Genomic DNA, 19,147 nt, shown 5'->3' with positions numbered 1-19,147 from the left:
ACAAAAACGAGATGGTCTTCCCGAGGGTAAGCCTATAGTCCCTGGCGCAAGGGAACTCAACATCAGCGCGACGAGCCGGGCTCGCAGCTTACAGCGCCGCGCCGTCAACAATCTTTAACTGCATCAGGAATGGTCCAACCTGCAATGGCAACAAATAAGAACCAGCACTTTGTACCGAGATGTCATCTTCGTCCCTTCACTCACAATGCGGAGGACGCCGCTATCAGCTTGTTCAATCTTCAGCGCAAGCGATTGATCAAAGATGCCCCGGTCAAGAACCAATGTTCTAGAGATTACTTCTATGGGAAAGACGAGCAGCTCGAGCAGGCAATTCAAACCCTCGAAGGCGGATATGGCAGGGCACTGCGTGAAATCCTTCTAAACAGTCGTTCCCTTACTGAGGGAAATGAAACCGTGTTTAGATTGTTTTGGATCTTCCAACATCTGCGAACAGAAGCTGCCGCATTGCGCGCAGTCGAAATGGCCAATTCAACGAGACTTCTAGCTGATCTTCCGCCTGAAGAGTTTTCACTCGGAATAAAGGACGCAGTTCAGATGGCGTGCCGGGCATTTGCCAGCTCAATGCATGAGATCGACGATCTTAAGTTTTGCATCCTAAAAAACAAAACGGAGGTGCCCTTTATTACATCTGACAATCCAGCAGTACTTACAAACAGATGGCGCCTAGACACTGGCAGAGATCCTGGACATTCATTCGGCATGCGATCCGCAGGAACGTTGACGTTCCTTCCGCTGACTCCAAAGCTACTGTTTCTCGGCTATGACGGTGATGTTTACAATGTCTCCAACGACAATGGAGTCGTCGAACTACGAAGCCCTCGCGACGTTATTGCATTGAATCGTCACCAGTTTCTGCAATGCGTCGCAAACGTATATGTACATGATCACGTATACGAAAAAATGCTAGCTGATCACTTTAGCGCCATCGAACACTTACGCCCTATCGAGCGCCATATCATTCACTATGCTGAGTTTGATAAAGTTGTAAATGGCCACAAACGATACAAAGTAGTTGTGCCGGAGGAGCGTGACAAGACTAAAGAGGCCATGATGCATTCGCAAGTTGTTCATCCTCATCCAAACATTTGGCCTAGTCAAATTCGACTCCGAGCAAACGGATCGGTCTACACCAATGGCACCGGCGTTGGATATGTTCGACATTCAAAGACCTTTTCCCCGGCCGCCTCCCCGTTTTGGAGAGAGCGCCCGTAATCACTTTGCGATCATCCGGCCAATAGTAAGAATACAGTGTGATTAAGCTCTAGTGAGACATTGCCGTAGAATTCGAGCCGCCTACAATGCCGTCAGGTTACTGACTCGAAATGCCGTTTTTTTTGCTCACTAGACAATCTCGATAGAGATCAATTGGATCCGCGTGAACGTGAAGCCGTAATGCTTAGTCGATGTGTAGCTGTGGTTCGACCCACAGCGAACACGCCATTGGCTGGGAAAGGTCGTGAAGCCAACCTATTCCGAAGATTTTGTCATGGCCACGTCGAGCTCGCACTCGCGCTATGATAGGCTCGCTCACCGTTGCGGGACGGCGACGGCAAGCTTGTGCGACCGACGATGCTCTCACGAGGCCCAAACTGTCATTTCGGTGTCCTCCGATGATGCCTGTTTTGCCCCAAAAAAATCGGCTAAGCGCGATGCCGAATATGCCTCGAATTGCCCTACGGTCTCTTCGGTGAATTTGATGTCAGCGTCTCCCAACTCCGCAGCTGGGAAAAGAAAATAACGCACAATTGAAGTGTTGGAGCGATCTAGTTGCGCCGCTATCACAAAGTCTGTATCCAATATTTTGGGAGACTTCATCCACCAACGATAGTACCCCCACGTAGGCTCATGGCGACACGCCATAACCCGAACGGCAATATCCACTTGGTCGTTTAGCCGCATGCGGCAGGTATTGGCTTCCGCTTTGCTACTCTTCCTCTTGCTGGTACCGCCAGCGCGCCGCACAAGATCTTCTATCTCGACTTGCATTGCCTCTTTTAGCACGTAGTTGCGCTTGCGAACAGCAAGCCCGACGCAGTCTCCGGGATGAGGAATACCAGCCTTGTCATAGGCGGCGTACATCGTACCAAAGCGTTTCCAATAGGAGTGGGCGGATGGGGCAAGAGGCTCGCCTTCGCGATTAATTAGACCGCTAGATATACGGCCGTGCTTGTGATAAACGTTCTGAAGAATTGTTATCAGCTCATCTGTCGAGTATCGGTGATTTCGTCTTGCGCATTCGAGCTGCGCAGCGTGGAACAGCTCCAACGGAACGATGGCAGGGAAAGCGCCATCACATCGAACCCATGTTTCGGGCGGATTGTGCACCGCTTTTATTTTTAATTTGAAAGAGGACTTGTTGTATATGAGATTTCCGATATATTTCTCATTCTTCAGCAAGCACCGAATGATGTTTCCAGTCCAGCGTCCGCCGTATTTGTTAGGTACCAGCTGATCGTTTAACACTGCCGCTATACGCCGATGTCCCAACCCGTCATGCGCGTACCAGTTGAAGATGAGGTTAACAATTTCTACCTCCTCTGCTGGTCCAGGCGCAAATATGACCCGTTGGTTTTGTATGGCTTTCCACTGGCCCGGATCGAGTACGCAAACCGGGGTGCCATCGCTGCCAAGCAGAAGACGGCTCAAACCATAGATCGCAGCACCACCGGTCTTGTAGCCCATACGAATCATTCGACACTGCCCAGCAAACACCTTTGTTGAAAGATCCTTGCTGAAGTCTGCGGCTGAGGCGCGCTTGACCATTTTTCCAATAGCCGCGAGCAGGGAACCGTCATTCAAGTGCTCCTCTGCGCAGTACTTAACGTTGACCCCATTTATCAAGCAGTGACGCTCGTAATATGCGCTTTCATCAATGTCTTGAAACCGGCCCCATCTGCTAATGTCGTACACGAGCACTGTGGCAAAGTCGTGTGCCAGTTCCACATCGTGTATGAGCTTGGTCAATGCTGGTCGGCCCGCGATCGTTAAGCCACTTTTCCCGGGATCTTCATAGATGTGGACAATCTCCAGATTACGTGACGCTGCGTACTCGCGGATTTTATCTAGCTGATTCGCGGTCGAGTAAATTTGAAGGTCTGTAGACATGCGAACATAGGCTACCGCACGCTTCGATAGCAGTTCGGCCGATCGGCCGCGAGGTGAACTGTTCTTCATCAGATGTCTCCAGAAGCATCAAATCCATCACGAGCGTTCGTCACCGCTTGATCCATCTCAATAATACGCCAGCGGTTCTGAGTTAAGGTGAATGCTGAGAGGAGATTCCGATGAACGCGACACTAGGAAGTAACAGACATATTTTGCTAGGTGCTGCAATCGCACTTCAGCGAATTTTCGGAACGGGAGTTGCCGCCGCCTTTCTTGCGGACATCGGCGTGTCGCTTACAGTGGCATTGGAATTGCTGGCTAACTCTACAACAAAGCATGCTGATCTAAACAGCATTTCGTATAGGCCGTGCTTGCTTCGAAGCGAAGCAAGCACGGCCCCAGGTGATGAGATCAGCCACGGAATAGGGCCAGTGATCTACGAGACGAAGCGCGACATTTATACGATCAGGTTGCGGTGATCAACGAGAAAAGGTGGCGGCTACTCATGAAATAAGTGGCAGCAGCGACGAGAATACCTAGCACCTACGCATAGACGATTCTCGGGCCCTACATTAAGATCGCATTCACGCAGGAGCGGCGTCGAGATCTTCAACACTTATATATAGTCAAGGGTACGGAGTGCACAACGGATCAAATTGGCAAGAATGGTTAGACGAATGGCTAGTTGAAGCGAGTCCGGCCGACAAGGAGTTCATTCGTTCAGTAGAGAGCGGCACGAGCTACCTCGATGGCGTGATGTCTCCCACCACGAAGACACTGGTCGATAAATTCAATTGCACCGGCGTGGACATGGATAGGCTATGGGCATTTACCCCGCCTGCTTGGATATGCCCTGCCTGTCAGCGCCCCAAATCTCAAATCGCCAGGCGCAATAAAAATGGAGACCTCATGTGCCGCTTGGTGGAGCACCATGATCACATGAAGGATCACTTGCTGAGAGAGTTCGAAAAGATCTCAGCAGGATTGGAACGAGTGCTAGCAAATGAGGCCGCCGAAAAATTCGCGAAGCGTAGCGCCCCCATGGTTTCAGCCTATGACAATACCGTCATATGCAATGACTGCAACAACGTGGACTCTGTTGCGAAGGGGCTGATTGGCGCTCATCCATCATTTTCGTTTTCACCATCGGAAATTCTCGCATTTGTAATCGCATCTCCGAATGCTGAGCACAGTGTGAATCAAGAAATCGCCGCGCGAATTTGGAACGAAAATCGAGAGACGTTTGACCTTCGCATGAAGATCGTCTCACGCATTGCTCACATCGCGGCAACCAATGAACATTGGTACCAAAGCACGCCTTATCAGCTGCATCCTGACTACATCCAGGACACAGCAAGAAGCATAGCTTCATCCAGGGGCGCGGGACGCGCGCTGAGAGCCTTATGCGGCCCACCAAGGACGCAAGCTAAGAAGGCTCCTAGGGAGTGGCGTGCGAAGGGCAATAACTACCGTGTGCGGGCTCCTACCGCAGGCCAGATCGAACATGTCGCTAAGGTTACGAGCTACAAACGGTGGCAGATGGTTTCCGACAGCTGGCAGTGCCCAAGCTGCAATCGATCGAAAGAACAGATAGTTCGTCCTACGAACCAGTCAACATGGGCACTACCCATTACATCAAAAAGTTATCGCGACACGTCAGCGAAATATGGATACAGCACCTTATTCGTGTGTGACGACTGTGGCAGCGCGGCCGTCAACCTTGTCAAAGAAGCCGAAGCTATAGCCAGCACTGAGGTCCACGCCTACTCGCGTCAAATGGGAATAGAAGAATTGGCTAAGGTCATTATTCCTCGGCCTCATGCCGCGCACCGGATCGATGATAGAGAAGCGGATGTGTTGGTTGACGTCATCGCTACCCGACTATTAAGCGAGCTTGGTGATTCACGATCTACCGTCTCCTTCATCGAATCGACTTAGCGATTTCTGCTAGCCGCATTGCGTTCGATGTTGATCTCGGGAAGTCTGCAGCTTTTGCATTACTGCTAAGTGCAACAGCTCTTAAGCGATCACGTTCCGCGTCGAGAACACTCCAATTTGATTTGGCCTCCTCAGGATCGATGAGACACAGCAGCTTCCCCATCCTCACTGCGCCTCGAAGATAATTTATACGGCAGTCAATCTCACTAAGAAGCTCACGCTGCTCCGACTGAGCGCCGCTGCTGTCAATGAACCGCTGCAATTTGCTTCGTTCAACACCGAGCAAAAGCTCGAAGTAATTTTGGAAATGCTGGCGGAGTTCTTGGCATCCTGACCGGTGCATGCTGGATTTCGTCTGCATGTCCATTCATTTCTTGTTGTTGAGTAGCGTACGGAGTCGGGCCGAAGTCTCCCGCGCGTAGCGCACCGATGACATCGGCATTCGTAGAATCGGACGCTGCAAATCATTTGTCTCAATTTGAAGCACCACATCATTTTGTCGGGCATTCGCCGTCCCAACGGCCACCATCCCAAATCTAGCGCCTCCTGCGCTTGATTGTTCACGCCACTCTACGGTCCAAGAACGAACAAAATCATACGGCAGCACTTCCACAGACTTCCCACCTTTTGTTAAGTACGCAATTTTTCTGTTTTTCTGGTCAAAGGCAAGTACTCCACCGTTGTTCAAATCCACTCCAACCACTGTAGCTAGCGAGGCCGGAGAAGTGCCGAAATCGGTACCGTGAGTCTGGTTTGTCTCTGCGAGGTGGCGCCAGAAATTAGCAACGCCTTTCCTATGAATTGCTACCAGGCCCCATGCAGCGAACCCTATCGCCGCCGCAACGAATATAAGTATTTCCAAGTCCGTATCCTTAGCTGAGTAGATGTCGGTGAATTTCTTAAAAGAAGCAAATTATCCCATTTTGGGATAATTCTGGGGAAATGATTCTATCCGTGGATGAAATCCATCCATGATCCGCGCTATGTGCAGTTGATTAGTCTTTTGATAAAGTCGAGAGAGAGCGCACAAGTTACGCAGGTGGAACTGGCCAAGCGCCTTTCAAAACCCCAATCTTTTGTAGCAAAGGTAGAAAACTTAGATCGCAGAGTCGACCTGGTTGAGCTAGCAGACTGGGTATCGGCCTTAGGCATAAACCGTCAAGAATTTATTAATCGCCTGAGTTGGTGGTGACGGAGCACTACATCGCTGATCACCTGATGCAGTCATCGTGAGGGACAGCTCAAATCCATCACACCCGGTATGTTGCGCATAAGGCGGGTCAGTGAGTCTCGCAAACGGGGAAGGCTGATCACATCGCCATACCGGATAACGTCTACTACGGGGGCTCTAGCGCTAGGATGCTGCAGATAGTAGTGTTCAGCGGCATCCATCAATCTCCGCGACTCAACTGGAAACCGTGACTGTATTACCATCGACGCTACACGAAACACATTGGCCTCCCTGCTATCGATCGGTAATGAGTGCGCGCCTCGCCCAAGCGCGATGGCTACACATCGAGCAAGCATTTGCGCCTCTCTGTCTCTTGCTGCCGTATTGAGCATAAAACACTTTCCATTTTGTCGCATTGGATAGAAATTCTAGCGGGTAGGTCAGACTCTATTGTGCACGATGCGGCAACTAAGAGAGGCGGCCCGATACTTTGCCTACCACTCATCTCCCACAATCGAATAGCGGCGCTCTAAGCAAGCAAGCCCACGACCTGCTGTGTTTTAGATAGCCTAATACGCCCTTATCAATCACACCAAGCCAAGTTCAGAATGCTCAGTCGCTCGGTGGCCTCCAGTTCAAAAAAGTCTCGATCTTCGGAGCCGGCTCCAGCATGCGGCGGGCAATCTCAATCTTCGTTTCAATTGCTTCAACAGCCCCCTTATCCAAGCTCGACGCCATTTCGCGAATCATTTGAAATGCACGATTGAACCGGTCCGTTCGCTCCACTGCTTCGATGAAGGTTACCAGAGCCGCCAAGCTCTCTTGAGTCTCTGCAGCCTTACGTTTGACTATTGCTTCCTCCGCTCGTCGCCGAGCATGCTCTTCATGCTCAAACATCCGTCGATCGTAGTCCAGTCTTCCTTGATCGCGCGCTGCTTGGGCGGCGGGCTTAAACGCTTCGAGTTCCTTTACAAGAGACATGGCCTGTATTTGGAATTTACCAAGTGACGTTTCCTTCCACGCGTTCGACCATTTGGAGCCGTAGTGCGAGGAATATGCAATTAGACAAAAGCGCCCTGTTGGTAGGTAATGTGTCGACGTCCAATTTCTGTCGTACTTGCGGCCGAACTTGCCTGCTTTTACTTCGGACTCTCGGACATAGATGCTGTTGCCTGCATAACGCATTAATGTCGCTTCTGTGACCTCATATATGATGAGGCCAACTGGCATGTCCCCGAGGTAGGCGACCGTTTGCCGTCCAGGATGCCACAGGTCTTCGTGGAAGGGCTGCTTAGAAGGCACATCGCGGATGTCAATTTCCGGTCTGGACATACGCGCATCATTTGAAGCCAATACCACGCGATGCCCCCGGCGCTCAAACGCATTAAAGAGTGCATTCGCAAATGCCAATGCAGCGGGTAGGCCCGATCTAGAGACTTGAATATCCGGTAGGTTCCTCTTTGAAGGTTTTAGGAACTTCACTTGATACGTTTCCCGTCCAGCACTAAACAATGGCTCAATACCTTTTATCAGCGAATGCATTCCAGCTGCGGTATGTTGATCGCTCTCGCCATTGGCCAAGCTTCGCGCGTCGGCATCCGACCAAACGAGTGGAGCATTAATAGTACTTCCTTGCACCCACCCGGTCTGTTCCCCCGGTCGAGGCGCAGGCAAGGATGGTTTAGGTGGAGCCTTTCCAACTCCGAGCTTTGCCCAATATCCCCGTTGTGGCCGTGGCACATTCAGCGAAGTACAGACACGCGCCAGATAGCTCGATGAGACACCAAAGCGTTCTGCAACTTTAATCATTGGCTCTGACCAAACGAGTTCAAACAATCGCTCGCGGGATATCCGTGCTTCGGGTCGCTGTGGCAGATTTTCCTGCTCCATTTTGTCTCGAACTATTCGTTTTCGGAACCGTAGTAATCAGAGCCTTCTGCTTTCTCGCTGAGCCAGTATTTAATCTCTTCATCAACACCATCCGCATCCATCAATACGATCTCTTCCAAAGTACCATCGAAGGAATCGTATGTGAATTCTTGCATGTACTTCGTTACCTCGGCCAAAGGCAAACCGGGATCAATCAGTTCTTCTTGAGAGTCCAGCCAGTCCGCATCGCTCATATCTCGAGGTAGATTCTGTAAAGTCCACCACCCTCGATACGTTTCAGGTGTACGGCGCAATAGATCCCGTTGATGCGCATCTTCATCCTTCTGGGTCCATCTCTTTTCCATCAGCGCATGCAGTCGTATCTCATCCCGATCAGAAAACCATTGCTGGTGCGAGCTGCTAGACTCTGGATCGTTGGCCCAGTCATACCAGACGCATTGAATTCCAACTTCCTCCCATCGGGTAAATGCCTTTACGAGCCCCACCTTTGTGGTTGCAAAAATCCATTCGAAGTCCTTCAAAAATATCTGCTCACCACGCACAGCGCAGCCCCTTGCCGCGTAAGCGTAGCGCGACTTGTATAGGGCCCAAAAACTCTGCAAGTCAGATAAGGTCGCTAAGCGTATAAACATGGCTCCTTCAATGTCTATGCCCTCCGGAAGCGGAATTTCAACCGGTAATAAACGTTTATGTTTCATATTGGTTTTTCTCGCCATACGTCTGCTCCAACTTTCCCGTTCGCTCACTCGATCGGATCAATGATACCCACACTATCCAGAAAGTGAACATACTGTTGTTGATCGGATGCCTTCAATTTTGTGAGAACAAACTTTGCAAGGGCTGATATCTCTGCTCCATCTATCGGCACAGAACCTCGATCAATGAATTCTCCCAAATGCGAGAACTCGTTTGTCATCCTTTGCACAAGGGGTTCAACTACCGATCCATCGTCGAAGAAAAGATGCACTCGCTTATCGTAATCTAAGCTTTCCGAGGGGTACTTAAAGAAGAGGTACCCTTCCAGAAATTTTCTTAAGTTATTGCCAAAGCCGTAAAAGGCCTGATAATGAGTCGCAATATTGCCGGGATCAGCGCATACACAGACCTCGCCAAATAGAAAATTCAACTCAGTAACGTAAGTTCTTAGATGGTCTGGCATCAGGCTAATTACACTTGATCGGTCGCGTCTCATGACCATAAAGCTTTCGCGTTCGCCTTTTTTCCCGAGTGGCAGCCGACGCAAGTATTTCAAAAACTCCAAGTTGTGCGTGGAGATAAACAGCTGAACGAAGGGATATTTCAACGCCCCCGCTGCATCTCGAATCTGATTTCCATCTGCATCAATGAGTGGGGACATCAACACCTTGTGAATCAAACCGTAAACGAAGAAGATGTGATTGCTGTCGAGGCTAGAAATTGGGTCATCTATGTAAATGATGAGTTCTTTTCCCTTGGTGTCTATCTCGTCCAGCTTGGCCAGGAAATAGCAGAAGGCGATCAGACTGCACTCGCCTTCACTAAGGTTGTGTGCGTCCTCGTCCCCACGGAGTATCTTGAAGCGATAGACATTAGGGCTATCCGCATCTTGAATTGCGTCCAGTCGGATTGTTTGATTTCCAAAATAATGATTGAGATAGGAGTTCACCCGTTGCGCACCTTGCCGCTCGTCCCGCAGCTGCATACGGAGGTCTTCGAGGCGCTTTGCTGTGTTCTTACCGACCTCAGTTAATCTCTGCTGAGACTCCTCAAGCGTTCTCACCTCTTGCTTCTTCTCCTCCAAAGCCAGCATCGAGTCCTGATAGCCGATGTCAGAAACGAACTTAGACACCTCAAGGAGACGCAACTTCTTCCGGGCTGCAAGCTGGTCGCTGGCAATCGAATTCGTCTTCTTGTTGTGCGCATCAATGAATGCTTCGAAATTCGCTAAGGCAGCTGCGTGAGCCTCGTCTACGTCGAGTTTCACGGATAGAGCAGATGGCTTAAAAATGTTCCCCGCTCGCGCTTTCAAGGCTTCTGATATGGCTTCCAGCTGATCGACATAGAGCTGCCGTGCCTTCGTCATTTCATTAAGGGAAACAGTCGCCCCCTCCCGCAGTGATGGGTAAAACTGAGTAACCTGAACATTCGTATGCCGCAGTATTCTCAAACGCTCCGCTTCAACGGTTTGCAACGCCTTTCTGATCTCTTCTTCAAGAATTTGAGACTCCTTGCTGAAATGCGCGTCGAGCTTCGCCCAAAGATCCTCAGGTAAATGACTTCCACAGAACGCGCAATCACTTCTATGGTTTCTGTGGTGATGAATACCAGCCTTGACCCAGCTTTGGAGCTCACCATTTTCCAAAAGCTCTTTAATTGGCGTGGTGGGTGAAATTTGACGGGCTACCAAGTCCTCAGCTTTACTAAAGATTTCGTGAAGGCCAGCGCGGTACGCGCCCGACTTTCCGATATCAGACATTGGACTCTCATCGAGCAGGGCAATTGTGGCACCGACCGCACTTTCATCTAGTGGGACAAAGCCTGCTTGCAATACTGAGACAATATCAAGCCGGATTTTTCGGATGTCGTAATTAGGATCACGAAAGAGTGGATTGTGCTTAATGCCGCTCTGAGGCTTGTTGGCCTTCTCCGCGAGCTTTTGATCCAACTGCGTCTGCAGTTGCTCGTGCTCTTTCTTAGTCTTCTCCAACAGCTGACGATTCGTGGAAAACTCAAATCGGAAGCCGGTCCTCTCTTCAACACTTCCAAGCTCAGCCTCAACGCTCGCGATCAAAGCTAGTAACTCCGCATTCTGCTCTCCCAGAATCGCGAATGTTTGAACGGTCCCTTGGCTATCTCGCAGAAATGAGAGGTTGAAGTCGACAAAGTCCTTGTTGAAGACGCGAACCGATAAATTTGTATTCGCTACATCCGCGTCAGTGATTACGCCGTTGGCTGTCTTGATGCGGAATTTGGGACCGATGTACTTCTCTGGGAGTCGTCCCCTCTCGATACTCTGCACGATACGAGACAGCGTCGTCTTCCCAGAATAATTTCGACCATAGAGAATATTGAGTTTGCGGAAGCTTACTACCTGCCCTCGCTGGTCAACTACGTTTTGCGCCCACACAAAGCCGTTATAGGAGCCGAAATTCTGAACATCGATGGATTCGATCATTGTGTACCCCGGAGACGGAAGGATTATTATCAACCGTTTCTTTCTGGCAGATACTCACAGATTTCCACGCTTGGCACCGCCTCACTCAAATATAATCTTGAATCTTTTCCGACGAAGCATACCGTTTAACACTTTTTCGTCGGGGATGTATCAAGCGGCCAAGAGCACGTTGTTCACGATTGATTGTTCACGTCAAGCCACCTCGTTCCTCACGAAACGCCATGAAATCAGAAGCTTATGTTGCGTCATCGTGGTGTGAACAGCTGTGCAACTCTGCAAAACAAGCCCCCTGCGGCTACTATGGCCACCAAAGCGTGGCATGCCGCTGCTCGCTCGACGTACGGCTACGCTACCAGAATCGCATCTCCGGCCCGCTGCTTGACCGTATCGACATCCAGATGGAAGTGGGCTCCGTTGCTCCCGCCATTCTTGCCGCAGACGCGAATGGCGAATCCTCCACCGTCATCGCCACGCGCGTGCAAGCTGCCGCTAACCGCCAGATACAACGCCAGGGCAAGAGCAACCAGTTCCTCACCACCCGCGAGATCGATCATTACTGCAAGCTCGACAAGCAGGGCAAAGAACACCTGAAATGGGCGATGGAGAACTTCCAATGGTCGGGACGCGCCTACCACCGCATCCTGCGCGTATCGCGCACCATCGCCGACCTGGCCAGGGCAGACCTCATCCAGCATGCCCACGTGATGGAAGCCATCCAGTACCGGCGCGCGCTGCCCGAGTAATCGCCGGCAGCGCAATATAAAACGCGGTTTTCTGGCGCTACCGGCATACCAAGTCCGGCGCAGTTGCTGCTATATTGCTCGCAGCTTATTCGATGCCAGGAACATGATGCCCCGTCTGCCCGCTTACCTTGCTGCCAGCGCACTGCTGGCCGGCTGCGCCACCTCGACTATTCCGCCGACCGATTTCACCGTCAATTCCGGCAGTCCACGTGCGCCTGAACAGCTGGCCGTCACGTTTGAAAAAGTCGATCTGGCCTTGCGTGTGGACCCGGCCAGCCAAAGCATCCGCGGCGACGCATCGCTCACCTTCCTGCTGAAAGAACCGCTGACGCGGATTGCGGTGGAACTGGACCGCAACCTGCCAGTCGACAGCGCCAGTGTCGATGGTGTCACGCTCGCGCCGTCTGCCATCAGCAATCCTGACGGGCGCCTGTACCTGACGCTGCCGACGCCACTGCAAGCCGGCGCCCGCACCACCGTCCGCATCCAATACCACGGCATGCCGCAGATCGCCAAGCACGCACCATGGGATGGCGCCTTCACCTGGAGCCAGACCAAGGACGGCCAGCCGTGGATTGCCACGACGGTGGAAGGCGAAGGCTGCGACATGTTCTGGCCTTGTATCGATCATCCGATGGGCAAGCCACAGCTCATCGACCTGCACGTCAGCGTGCCATCGCCGCTGGTCGTGGCGGGCAACGGCATCGCCACCGGCATGGAAGAAAAAGACGGCTGGCGCACCTACAACTGGCGCGCCAAGAACCCGAGCACCTATGGCGTGGCCCTCAACATCGGTCCCTACGATATGCTGTCCGCCGATTACACGAGCAAGTACGGCAACCACATCCCGCTGCGCATGTGGTACCTGAAAGGCCACGAAAAGCAAGCCCAGGGCCTGTTCAGCGAATTCGCGCCCATGCTCGATTTCTTTGAAAGCCGTATCGGCCCATATCCTTTCGGCGACGAGAAAATGGGCGTGGTCGAAACGCCGCACCTGGGCATGGAACACCAGACCATCAATGCCTATGGCAACGGCTATCTCAAGTCGCCATTCGGCTACGACTGGCTGCTGCACCATGAGCTGTCGCACGAATGGTTCGGCAACCAGATGACCAATGCGGACTGGGACGACATGTGGCTGCACGAAGGCTTCGGCTCCTACATGCAGCCGCTGTACATGGAATCGCTGCGCGGCGAGATGGAATTCCAGGCCTCGCTGTTTGAATTCCGCAAAGCGCTGCTGAACAAAGCCCCTATCGTCAGCGGCAAGAGCCAGCGCATCGAAGACATCTACGAGGAAGAACGCGGCGGCCCGGGACTCGACATCTACAACAAGGGGGCGCTGATCCTGCACACGCTGCGCAATCTGATCGGCGACGACGCTTTCTTCACCGCCACGCGCCGCATGGTCTACGGCACCACCACGCCGGCACCGGGCAACTTCCAGCCGCGCTGGAGCAGCACCAGGGAATTCATCCAGTTCGCCAACGAAGCCAGCGGCCGCGATCTGTGCTGGTTCTTCGACGGCTATCTGTACCACGCCGCATTGCCGGAACTGGTGGAGGAACGCAGTGCCGATAAGCTCAAGCTGACCTGGAAGTTGAAAGACGGCGGCACGTTCCCGCTGCCAGTCGAAGTCCGCATCAACAACCGCATCGAAAAACTGGCGATGGCCGATGGCCACGGTGAACTGCCGCTACCGCCGCATGCGCTGGTGACCATCGATCCCAACTCGCGCGTGCTGCGCCAGCAAGACTACATCGACGCGTGGAAAGCCATCGAAGACAAAAAGAAGAAAGCGAAAAAATGAAGCACAAACTCCTTCTGGCTTTGATACTCGCTGCGACGCTGTCAGCATGCAGCCCGAAATACGACTGGCGCGATTACCGCAGCAACGACGCGCCCTACGCGGTACTTTTCCCCGGCAAGCCGGCCACACAAACACGCAGCATCAAGCTCGATCAACTGAACGTCAGCATGACCATGACTGCCGCTGAAATCGACGGCGTGGTGTTCGCCGTCGGCAGCGCCCAGTTGGCCGATGCGGCGCAAGTCCCGGCAGCGATTGAAGCGATGAAGACGGCCATGGTCAACAATATCGGCGGCACAGTCACCGCCAGCAAGACCACGGCCAACGGTGCGCAGGAAATCGAGGCCGGCGGCAAAGGCATGCGTCTGGTCGGCCGTTTTATGGCCAAAGACCGTAGAATCTACCAGGCAGTCGTGATTGGCCCGGCCACGAATATCGACGCTGAGACGGTCGATACCTACCTCAGCTCGTTCAAACTCTACTGAAATTCAGTCTATTGACTTAGAGAATGCTTAATTGGCGTGCGCCAGCGCGCAGACAAGTGCGCCAGACCCTTGTAAAGTTTCAGCAATGGCCTAAAGTCTACATTAACGGAGTTGCCGTTAAATTCGACAGCCGGCGCCCCGCACATTTTTTCACCAACAAGACCAAGAAAGCGCGTTTATGTTAATTGCCTTCAAATCCAAATCCAGCCCGGAAGTCTTGATGTATCAGGAACATGCACAACGCATCCTGGATCTGCTGCACAAAAATCCTACCCGTGGCGTCATTACTGCCGCCGAAGCGGCGCACGCGTTGTCGGTCCTGGAAAACGAAGTCGCCGAAAGCAAGCTGCATCCGGAAACCGATGTAGAGCACGACGCCCACACGCACGAACAGGAAGAAGGCGAAACCAGGGAACACGCTGTGCTGCAGCGCGTCGGTTTTGCCGCCCGCGCCTTCCCGCTGCTGGAAATGCTGCGCACCGCAAAAGCGGAAAACGAAAACATCATCTGGGGGATTTAATCCCCGTTTAGTCCCCTGCGAGGGACGCCTTCAACGGTAAATCCATCGTGAAGCGCGTCCCAATTCCGACCGCACTGTCTACCCGGATCGAACCATCCAGCAGCGACGTCACGATGTTGTATGTGATGCTCAGCCCCAGCCCATTCCCGCCCTGTCCCAGCTTGGTCGTGAAGAACGGATCAAAGATGCGGGCCTGATGTTCAAGCGGGATACCTTTCCCATCATCCTGGAACACTACCCGCACACGCTCCGCGCCCAGCGGCACAGCCCACATGCGGATCTCACCGCCGTCGCGCTCTTCAAACGCATGCAGCAGCGCGTTGTTAATCAGGTTGATAATCACCTGGCCATACGGACCAGGGAAGCTATCGAGCACGATATCGTCCGGCATCTCCACCACCATATGATGGCCAGCCTTGCGCACCTGGTTCTTCATCGTCATCACGATCTCGTTGCTGGCCTGGTGCAGGTTGAACTTGCGCCGTTTGGCGCTGGCCTGGTCCACCGCCACCTGCTTGAAGCTGTTCACCAGCTCCGCCGCATTGCGCAGACTGCGCATCAGCAGTGTCGAAGCCTCGCGTGACGCTTCGATGAAGCTGTGCAGGTCGGAGCGGCGCAGGGTATTGCTGCCGTTGAGCTTCTCGATATCGTTGGTTTTATCTTCCAGCGTGCTGGCGATCACCAGGCTGTTGCCGATCGGCGTATTCAATTCATGCGCCACGCCAGCCACCAGCGAACCAAGCGCCGCCAGCTTTTCACGTTCCACCAGTTGCTGCTGCGTGTCCTGCAACTGGCGATAAGCGTCCGCATTGGCAAACGCCACGGCCACGTAGGAGGCCAGTGTGGTCAGCATATCCAGATCGATGCGCTGATATGCATGCGTGCGATAGCTATGCACGGTAATCACGCCGCGTACATGGCCGCCGACGGAGATGGGGACATAAATCATGGAGCGTGGTTCGGTCGGCCGCGAGCCATCTTCCAGCGTGCCCATATTCTCTTCACCAGACACCAGGTCCAGGTGGTCGACGTACTGCGGATACTCCTGCTCCAGATCGTTGATGAACACTTCCTTCGCATGCGTGATGCACCACACCGCCAGCTGGTTCGGCTCACGCATGCTGCGCGTGTAAGGCGTATAGCGCTTGCCACGTTCCATCGCAAACGGATATTCAATCAGCTCCTGCTCCGGCCTGTAGATACCGATGCCGAACACGCTCGCATCCATCAGATCATGCACCTGCTGGTACAACAGCGACATGATGGCCTCGCTCTCCAGATTGGCCGTGATGCTGCGGCCAATCTCGGACAGCAGCGAAATATTCCGGTGCGCCGCTTCGACGTTTTCCTTCTCGCGCTGAATCGATTCCTTCTGCTGCACCAGCTGGTGGGTACGGCTGCTGACCTGCTGTTCCAGCGCCTGCTTTTGCCGCACCAGCAAGCGGATGCGAATGCGGAACAGCAGATACGCGCTACCCAGCACGAGGGCCGCGATCAGGAGACGGAACCACCAGGTCTTCCAGAACGGCGGCGCGATCGTCAGCGCCACCGTGACCGGTTCCGTGCTCCACACACCGTCCTTGTTCGCCGCCTTCACGCGGAACACATAACTGCCCGGGTCCAGATTGGTGTAAGTGGCAAAGCGCTTGCCCGCATCCGCCGTCACCCAACCCGGATCGAAGCCTTGCAGCTGGTAGGCATAGCGGTTGCGCTGCGGGTCGGCATAATGCAGGCCGGCGAATTCAAACGAGAACACCGCATCGCGGTACGACAGGGCCAGGGATCTGGCCTGGTCGATAGGGCCTTGCTCCAGCACGTCCGTACGCGGCGTCGCGCCCAGCACCGACTGATTGAAAATCGAGAAGTCAGTGATCGATACCGGCGGCGCGAAAGGATTGTCATGCACATGCGAAGGCTGGAATGCCGTCACCCCCTCCACGCCACCAAAATACAGTGTGCCGTCCGGCGCGCGATAACCCGCGCCGATAAAGTAGGAACTGTCCAGTAGTCCATCTCTGGACGTGTAATTCTTGAATACGCCGGTTTCGGGATTGAACAGCGAGATGCCAGCCGTGGTGCTGATCCACAGGCGTCCCTGCCCGTCGCCGAGAATGGCGCCGATAGGATCAGGCGAGCGGCCATTATCAGGCGGGTAGAAACGGAAGTGCAGCCTGCCGTCACTGCCCATGCGTCCCATGCACAGGCCAGCGGCCGTGCCTATCCAGATACGCTCCTGGCCATCTTGATACAGATGGTGCACACGGTTGTGACTCAGGCTGTCGCTTTGGGCCGGATTGTGTCGGTAGTGTTCAAACTTGCTGGTGCTGCGGTCAAAACGGTCCAGGCCATTCTCCGTTCCCACCCACAGATTACCGCGCTTATCCTCCATCAGCGTGTAGACACGGCCAGACAGCTTGTCCGCATCAGCCGTATCCGCAGCATAGCTTTGCACGGCCAGCGTATGCGGGTCGATGCGGTTCAAGGTGGTGCGCGTGCCAGCCCAGATCATACCTTCATGATCCACCAGAATGCGCTGTACCGAATGTGCCTGGGGATCATCACCGAGCGCCACCGAAACAGAGCGTCCGCTGACAGGGTCGCGCGCTGACAGACCATTGATTGTGCCTATCCATAGCCGCCCTTGCTGGTCCGTGGCCAGCGTGACCGGCGGGTCGGGAAGCACGCTGCCGGTATGCCGCTCTCCACTGGCGATAATACTGACCTGGCCTTGCGCCGGGTCCAGCAGCGCCAGGCCAGTGCTGGTTCCTATCCAGACCTTGCCATCCGGCGCATCGGCAAACGCACGCACCTTGCTGCCGCCTATGCTGGGCAGCACGCCTGCGTGTTCCGTGTAGCGTTCAAAGCCGCCGCTATTCAAGTCCACGCGGTCCACACCGGCATACCAGTTCCCCACCCACAGCGTCCCGCTGCGGTCCTGATATAAGGCACTGATCTGGTTATCGCCAATACTGTGGCGGTTCTGATTGTCGCGCCGGTAGTTGTAGAAACGGCCGCTGACCGGATCGCGCCGTTTTACGCCGTCGGTGAAGGTGCCCAGCCACAGCGTGCCGTCGCGGTCATGCAGTATTTTCGGCACGCGCACATCGGCCAGGTCAGGGGGAACAGCGAGCGCCATGCGCTCAGCCGACACCCCATTCAGACGCCACGCCTGCACGCCGCGCATGGTGCCAGCCCATAGCACGCCATCGGGCGAGATGGACAAGGACATGATGTTGTTTTCGAGACGGCTATCCTGCGTGCCGAAGTGACGAAACTGGCGACTGCCGGCAGGCAGCAGTTCCAGCCCGCGCGCTGTGCCCAGCCACAGATTGCCCTGTTTGTCGTGGACCAGCGCACCGACGCGGTCATCGTTGATGGTGGTGCTGTCTGCGTCGGCATGGCGCAGCGTTTGCAGCTGACTGCTGGCGGTATCCAGATGTTGCAAGCCGTCGGCAGTCACCAGCCACAACCCCTGCTTGCCGTCGCCGACGATCGCGGTCACGGATACCTTGGACAGCACGTGCGTGAAGCCCTGGAGAACCGGATCATAGCGGTCAAGGCCACCCTTGTTGCCGACCCACAGCTGGCCGGTGGCATCTTCATACAGGGCCTGCACGTAATTGTCCTGCAGGCTGTGTGCGAGAGCGGGGTCGTTCTTGAAATTCGTGACGCGATAACCGTCGTAGCGATTCAGGCCTGCCTGGGTGCCAAACCACATATAACCGTGTTTATCCTGCAGGACGCTGGTGACGGATTCCTGGGTCAGCCCCTGTTCTACGCCCAGATGTTCAAAGCGCAACGTGAGCGGCGCGGCGCGCGCCACAGAAAATAGCGCCAGCACGAGCAGACTACAAGCAAAGACGGTACGTATTGCGTAAGCTGGCATGGGTTGCATCTCCGATATCGACCCATTTTAATGTACAAAAGCAAAAAAGCCCCAACCAGTTTTTAACCGGAAGGGGCTTTTTCTATATAACTAGCTTGACGATAACCTACTTTCACACTGGTTGCAGCACTATCATCGGCGCAGAGTCATTTCACGGTCCTGTTCGGGATGGGAAGGGGTGGGACTGACTTGCTATGGTCATCAAGCTTTGACTTGTATGCTCCGCAGCCACGTGGTGGGCTGCACAGCGAATCTGGGAGAAGTAAAGTTGGGGTAGCACTCACCATCTTAGTAAATGCGTATAACCGGCAAGGTTATAGGGACAAGCCGTACGGGCAATTAGTATCAGTTAGCTTAATGCATTACTGCACTTCCACACCTGACCTATCAACGTCCTGGTCTCGAACGACCCTTCAAAGAGCTC

General features: G+C 53.8%; 13 protein-coding genes and 2 rRNA genes. 7 read left to right on the top strand and 8 right to left on the bottom strand.

Translation table 11 applies throughout. The annotated features are described in order from the left end of the window. Positions 1-144 precede the first annotated feature (144 nt). Complete coding sequence (locus BUA36_RS29315; protein ID WP_072790917.1) at positions 145-1,233, top strand: DUF4238 domain-containing protein; 1,089 nt, start codon at positions 145-147, stop codon at positions 1,231-1,233. 363 nt (positions 1,234-1,596) lie between these two features. Here BUA36_RS29315 and BUA36_RS29310 read toward each other — a convergent pair whose 3' ends face one another. Then, on the bottom strand, positions 1,597-3,195 hold the full coding sequence (locus tag BUA36_RS29310) for a recombinase family protein (RefSeq protein ID WP_072790914.1): 1,599 nt from the start codon (positions 3,193-3,195) through the stop codon (positions 1,597-1,599). A gap of 570 nt (positions 3,196-3,765) precedes the next feature. Between BUA36_RS29310 and BUA36_RS29305 the strand changes: the two genes are divergently transcribed. Next, positions 3,766-5,064: a hypothetical protein gene (locus BUA36_RS29305; protein ID WP_139260736.1), complete on the top strand. Its 1,299-nt coding sequence runs from the start codon at positions 3,766-3,768 to the stop codon at positions 5,062-5,064. Positions 5,065-5,431: 367 nt separating this feature from the next. Here the strand turns inward: BUA36_RS29305 and BUA36_RS30570 are convergent, their stop codons facing one another. Further along, positions 5,432-5,926: a hypothetical protein gene (locus BUA36_RS30570; protein ID WP_139260735.1), complete on the bottom strand. Its 495-nt coding sequence runs from the start codon at positions 5,924-5,926 to the stop codon at positions 5,432-5,434. 96 nt (positions 5,927-6,022) lie between these two features. Here BUA36_RS30570 and BUA36_RS29295 point away from each other — a divergent pair, with 96 nt between their 5' ends. Then, positions 6,023-6,256, top strand: a complete 234-nt coding sequence (locus tag BUA36_RS29295) for a helix-turn-helix domain-containing protein (protein WP_072790905.1) — start codon at positions 6,023-6,025, stop codon at positions 6,254-6,256. A 591-nt stretch (positions 6,257-6,847) separates the two neighbouring features. Here BUA36_RS29295 and BUA36_RS30565 read toward each other — a convergent pair. The 3 genes from BUA36_RS30565 to BUA36_RS29275 are packed head-to-tail and all read right to left on the bottom strand — an operon-like array spanning position 6,848 to position 11,279. Continuing rightward, the gene (locus BUA36_RS30565) at positions 6,848-8,125 is read right to left on the bottom strand and encodes a hypothetical protein (RefSeq protein ID WP_139260734.1); all 1,278 of its coding nucleotides are present in this window, start codon (positions 8,123-8,125) and stop codon (positions 6,848-6,850) included. An 11-nt stretch (positions 8,126-8,136) separates the two neighbouring features. Further along, the gene (locus BUA36_RS29280; protein WP_072790897.1) at positions 8,137-8,841 is read right to left on the bottom strand and encodes a hypothetical protein; all 705 of its coding nucleotides are present in this window, start codon (positions 8,839-8,841) and stop codon (positions 8,137-8,139) included. A 26-nt stretch (positions 8,842-8,867) separates the two neighbouring features. Continuing rightward, a complete protein-coding gene (locus BUA36_RS29275) occupies positions 8,868-11,279 on the bottom strand; it encodes an AAA family ATPase (RefSeq protein WP_072790942.1) in 2,412 nt (803 codons plus the stop codon). Between the two features lie 221 nt (positions 11,280-11,500). On the opposite strand from BUA36_RS29275, the gene BUA36_RS29270 reads away from it, so the two are divergent. The 4 genes from BUA36_RS29270 to BUA36_RS29255 all read left to right on the top strand — a co-directional run bounded on the left by BUA36_RS29270 (position 11,501) and on the right by BUA36_RS29255 (position 14,837). After that, positions 11,501-12,022 (top strand): magnesium chelatase subunit ChlI family protein, encoded by a 522-nt coding sequence (locus BUA36_RS29270; RefSeq protein WP_072790894.1) that lies wholly within the window; start codon positions 11,501-11,503, stop codon positions 12,020-12,022. Positions 12,023-12,125: 103 nt separating this feature from the next. Then, on the top strand, positions 12,126-13,832 hold the full coding sequence (locus BUA36_RS29265) for a M1 family metallopeptidase (protein ID WP_229255845.1): 1,707 nt from the start codon (positions 12,126-12,128) through the stop codon (positions 13,830-13,832). After that, the gene (locus BUA36_RS29260) at positions 13,829-14,317 is read left to right on the top strand and encodes a hypothetical protein (protein ID WP_072790891.1); all 489 of its coding nucleotides are present in this window, start codon (positions 13,829-13,831) and stop codon (positions 14,315-14,317) included. The genes BUA36_RS29265 and BUA36_RS29260 overlap by 4 nt, the downstream gene beginning before the upstream one ends. Before the next feature lie 178 nt (positions 14,318-14,495). Beyond that, a complete protein-coding gene (locus tag BUA36_RS29255; RefSeq protein ID WP_072790889.1) occupies positions 14,496-14,837 on the top strand; it encodes a DUF1840 domain-containing protein in 342 nt (113 codons plus the stop codon). Between the two features lie 7 nt (positions 14,838-14,844). Here the strand turns inward: BUA36_RS29255 and BUA36_RS29250 are convergent, their stop codons facing one another. The 3 genes from BUA36_RS29250 to BUA36_RS29240 all read right to left on the bottom strand — a co-directional run. Continuing rightward, positions 14,845-18,723: a two-component regulator propeller domain-containing protein gene (locus BUA36_RS29250; RefSeq protein WP_072790886.1), complete on the bottom strand. Its 3,879-nt coding sequence runs from the start codon at positions 18,721-18,723 to the stop codon at positions 14,845-14,847. 93 nt (positions 18,724-18,816) lie between these two features. Then, positions 18,817-18,929, bottom strand: a 5S ribosomal RNA gene (gene rrf, locus BUA36_RS29245). Between the two features lie 112 nt (positions 18,930-19,041). After that, positions 19,042-19,147, bottom strand: a 23S ribosomal RNA gene (locus tag BUA36_RS29240); the annotation flags it as partial.

The sequence above is a fragment of the Duganella sacchari genome, from assembly GCF_900143065.1.
Classification (GTDB): domain Bacteria; phylum Pseudomonadota; class Gammaproteobacteria; order Burkholderiales; family Burkholderiaceae_D; genus Rugamonas; species Rugamonas sacchari.
The sequence above is the reverse complement of the archived record's forward strand: the minus strand, read 5'-3'. Positions and strand labels throughout refer to the sequence as shown.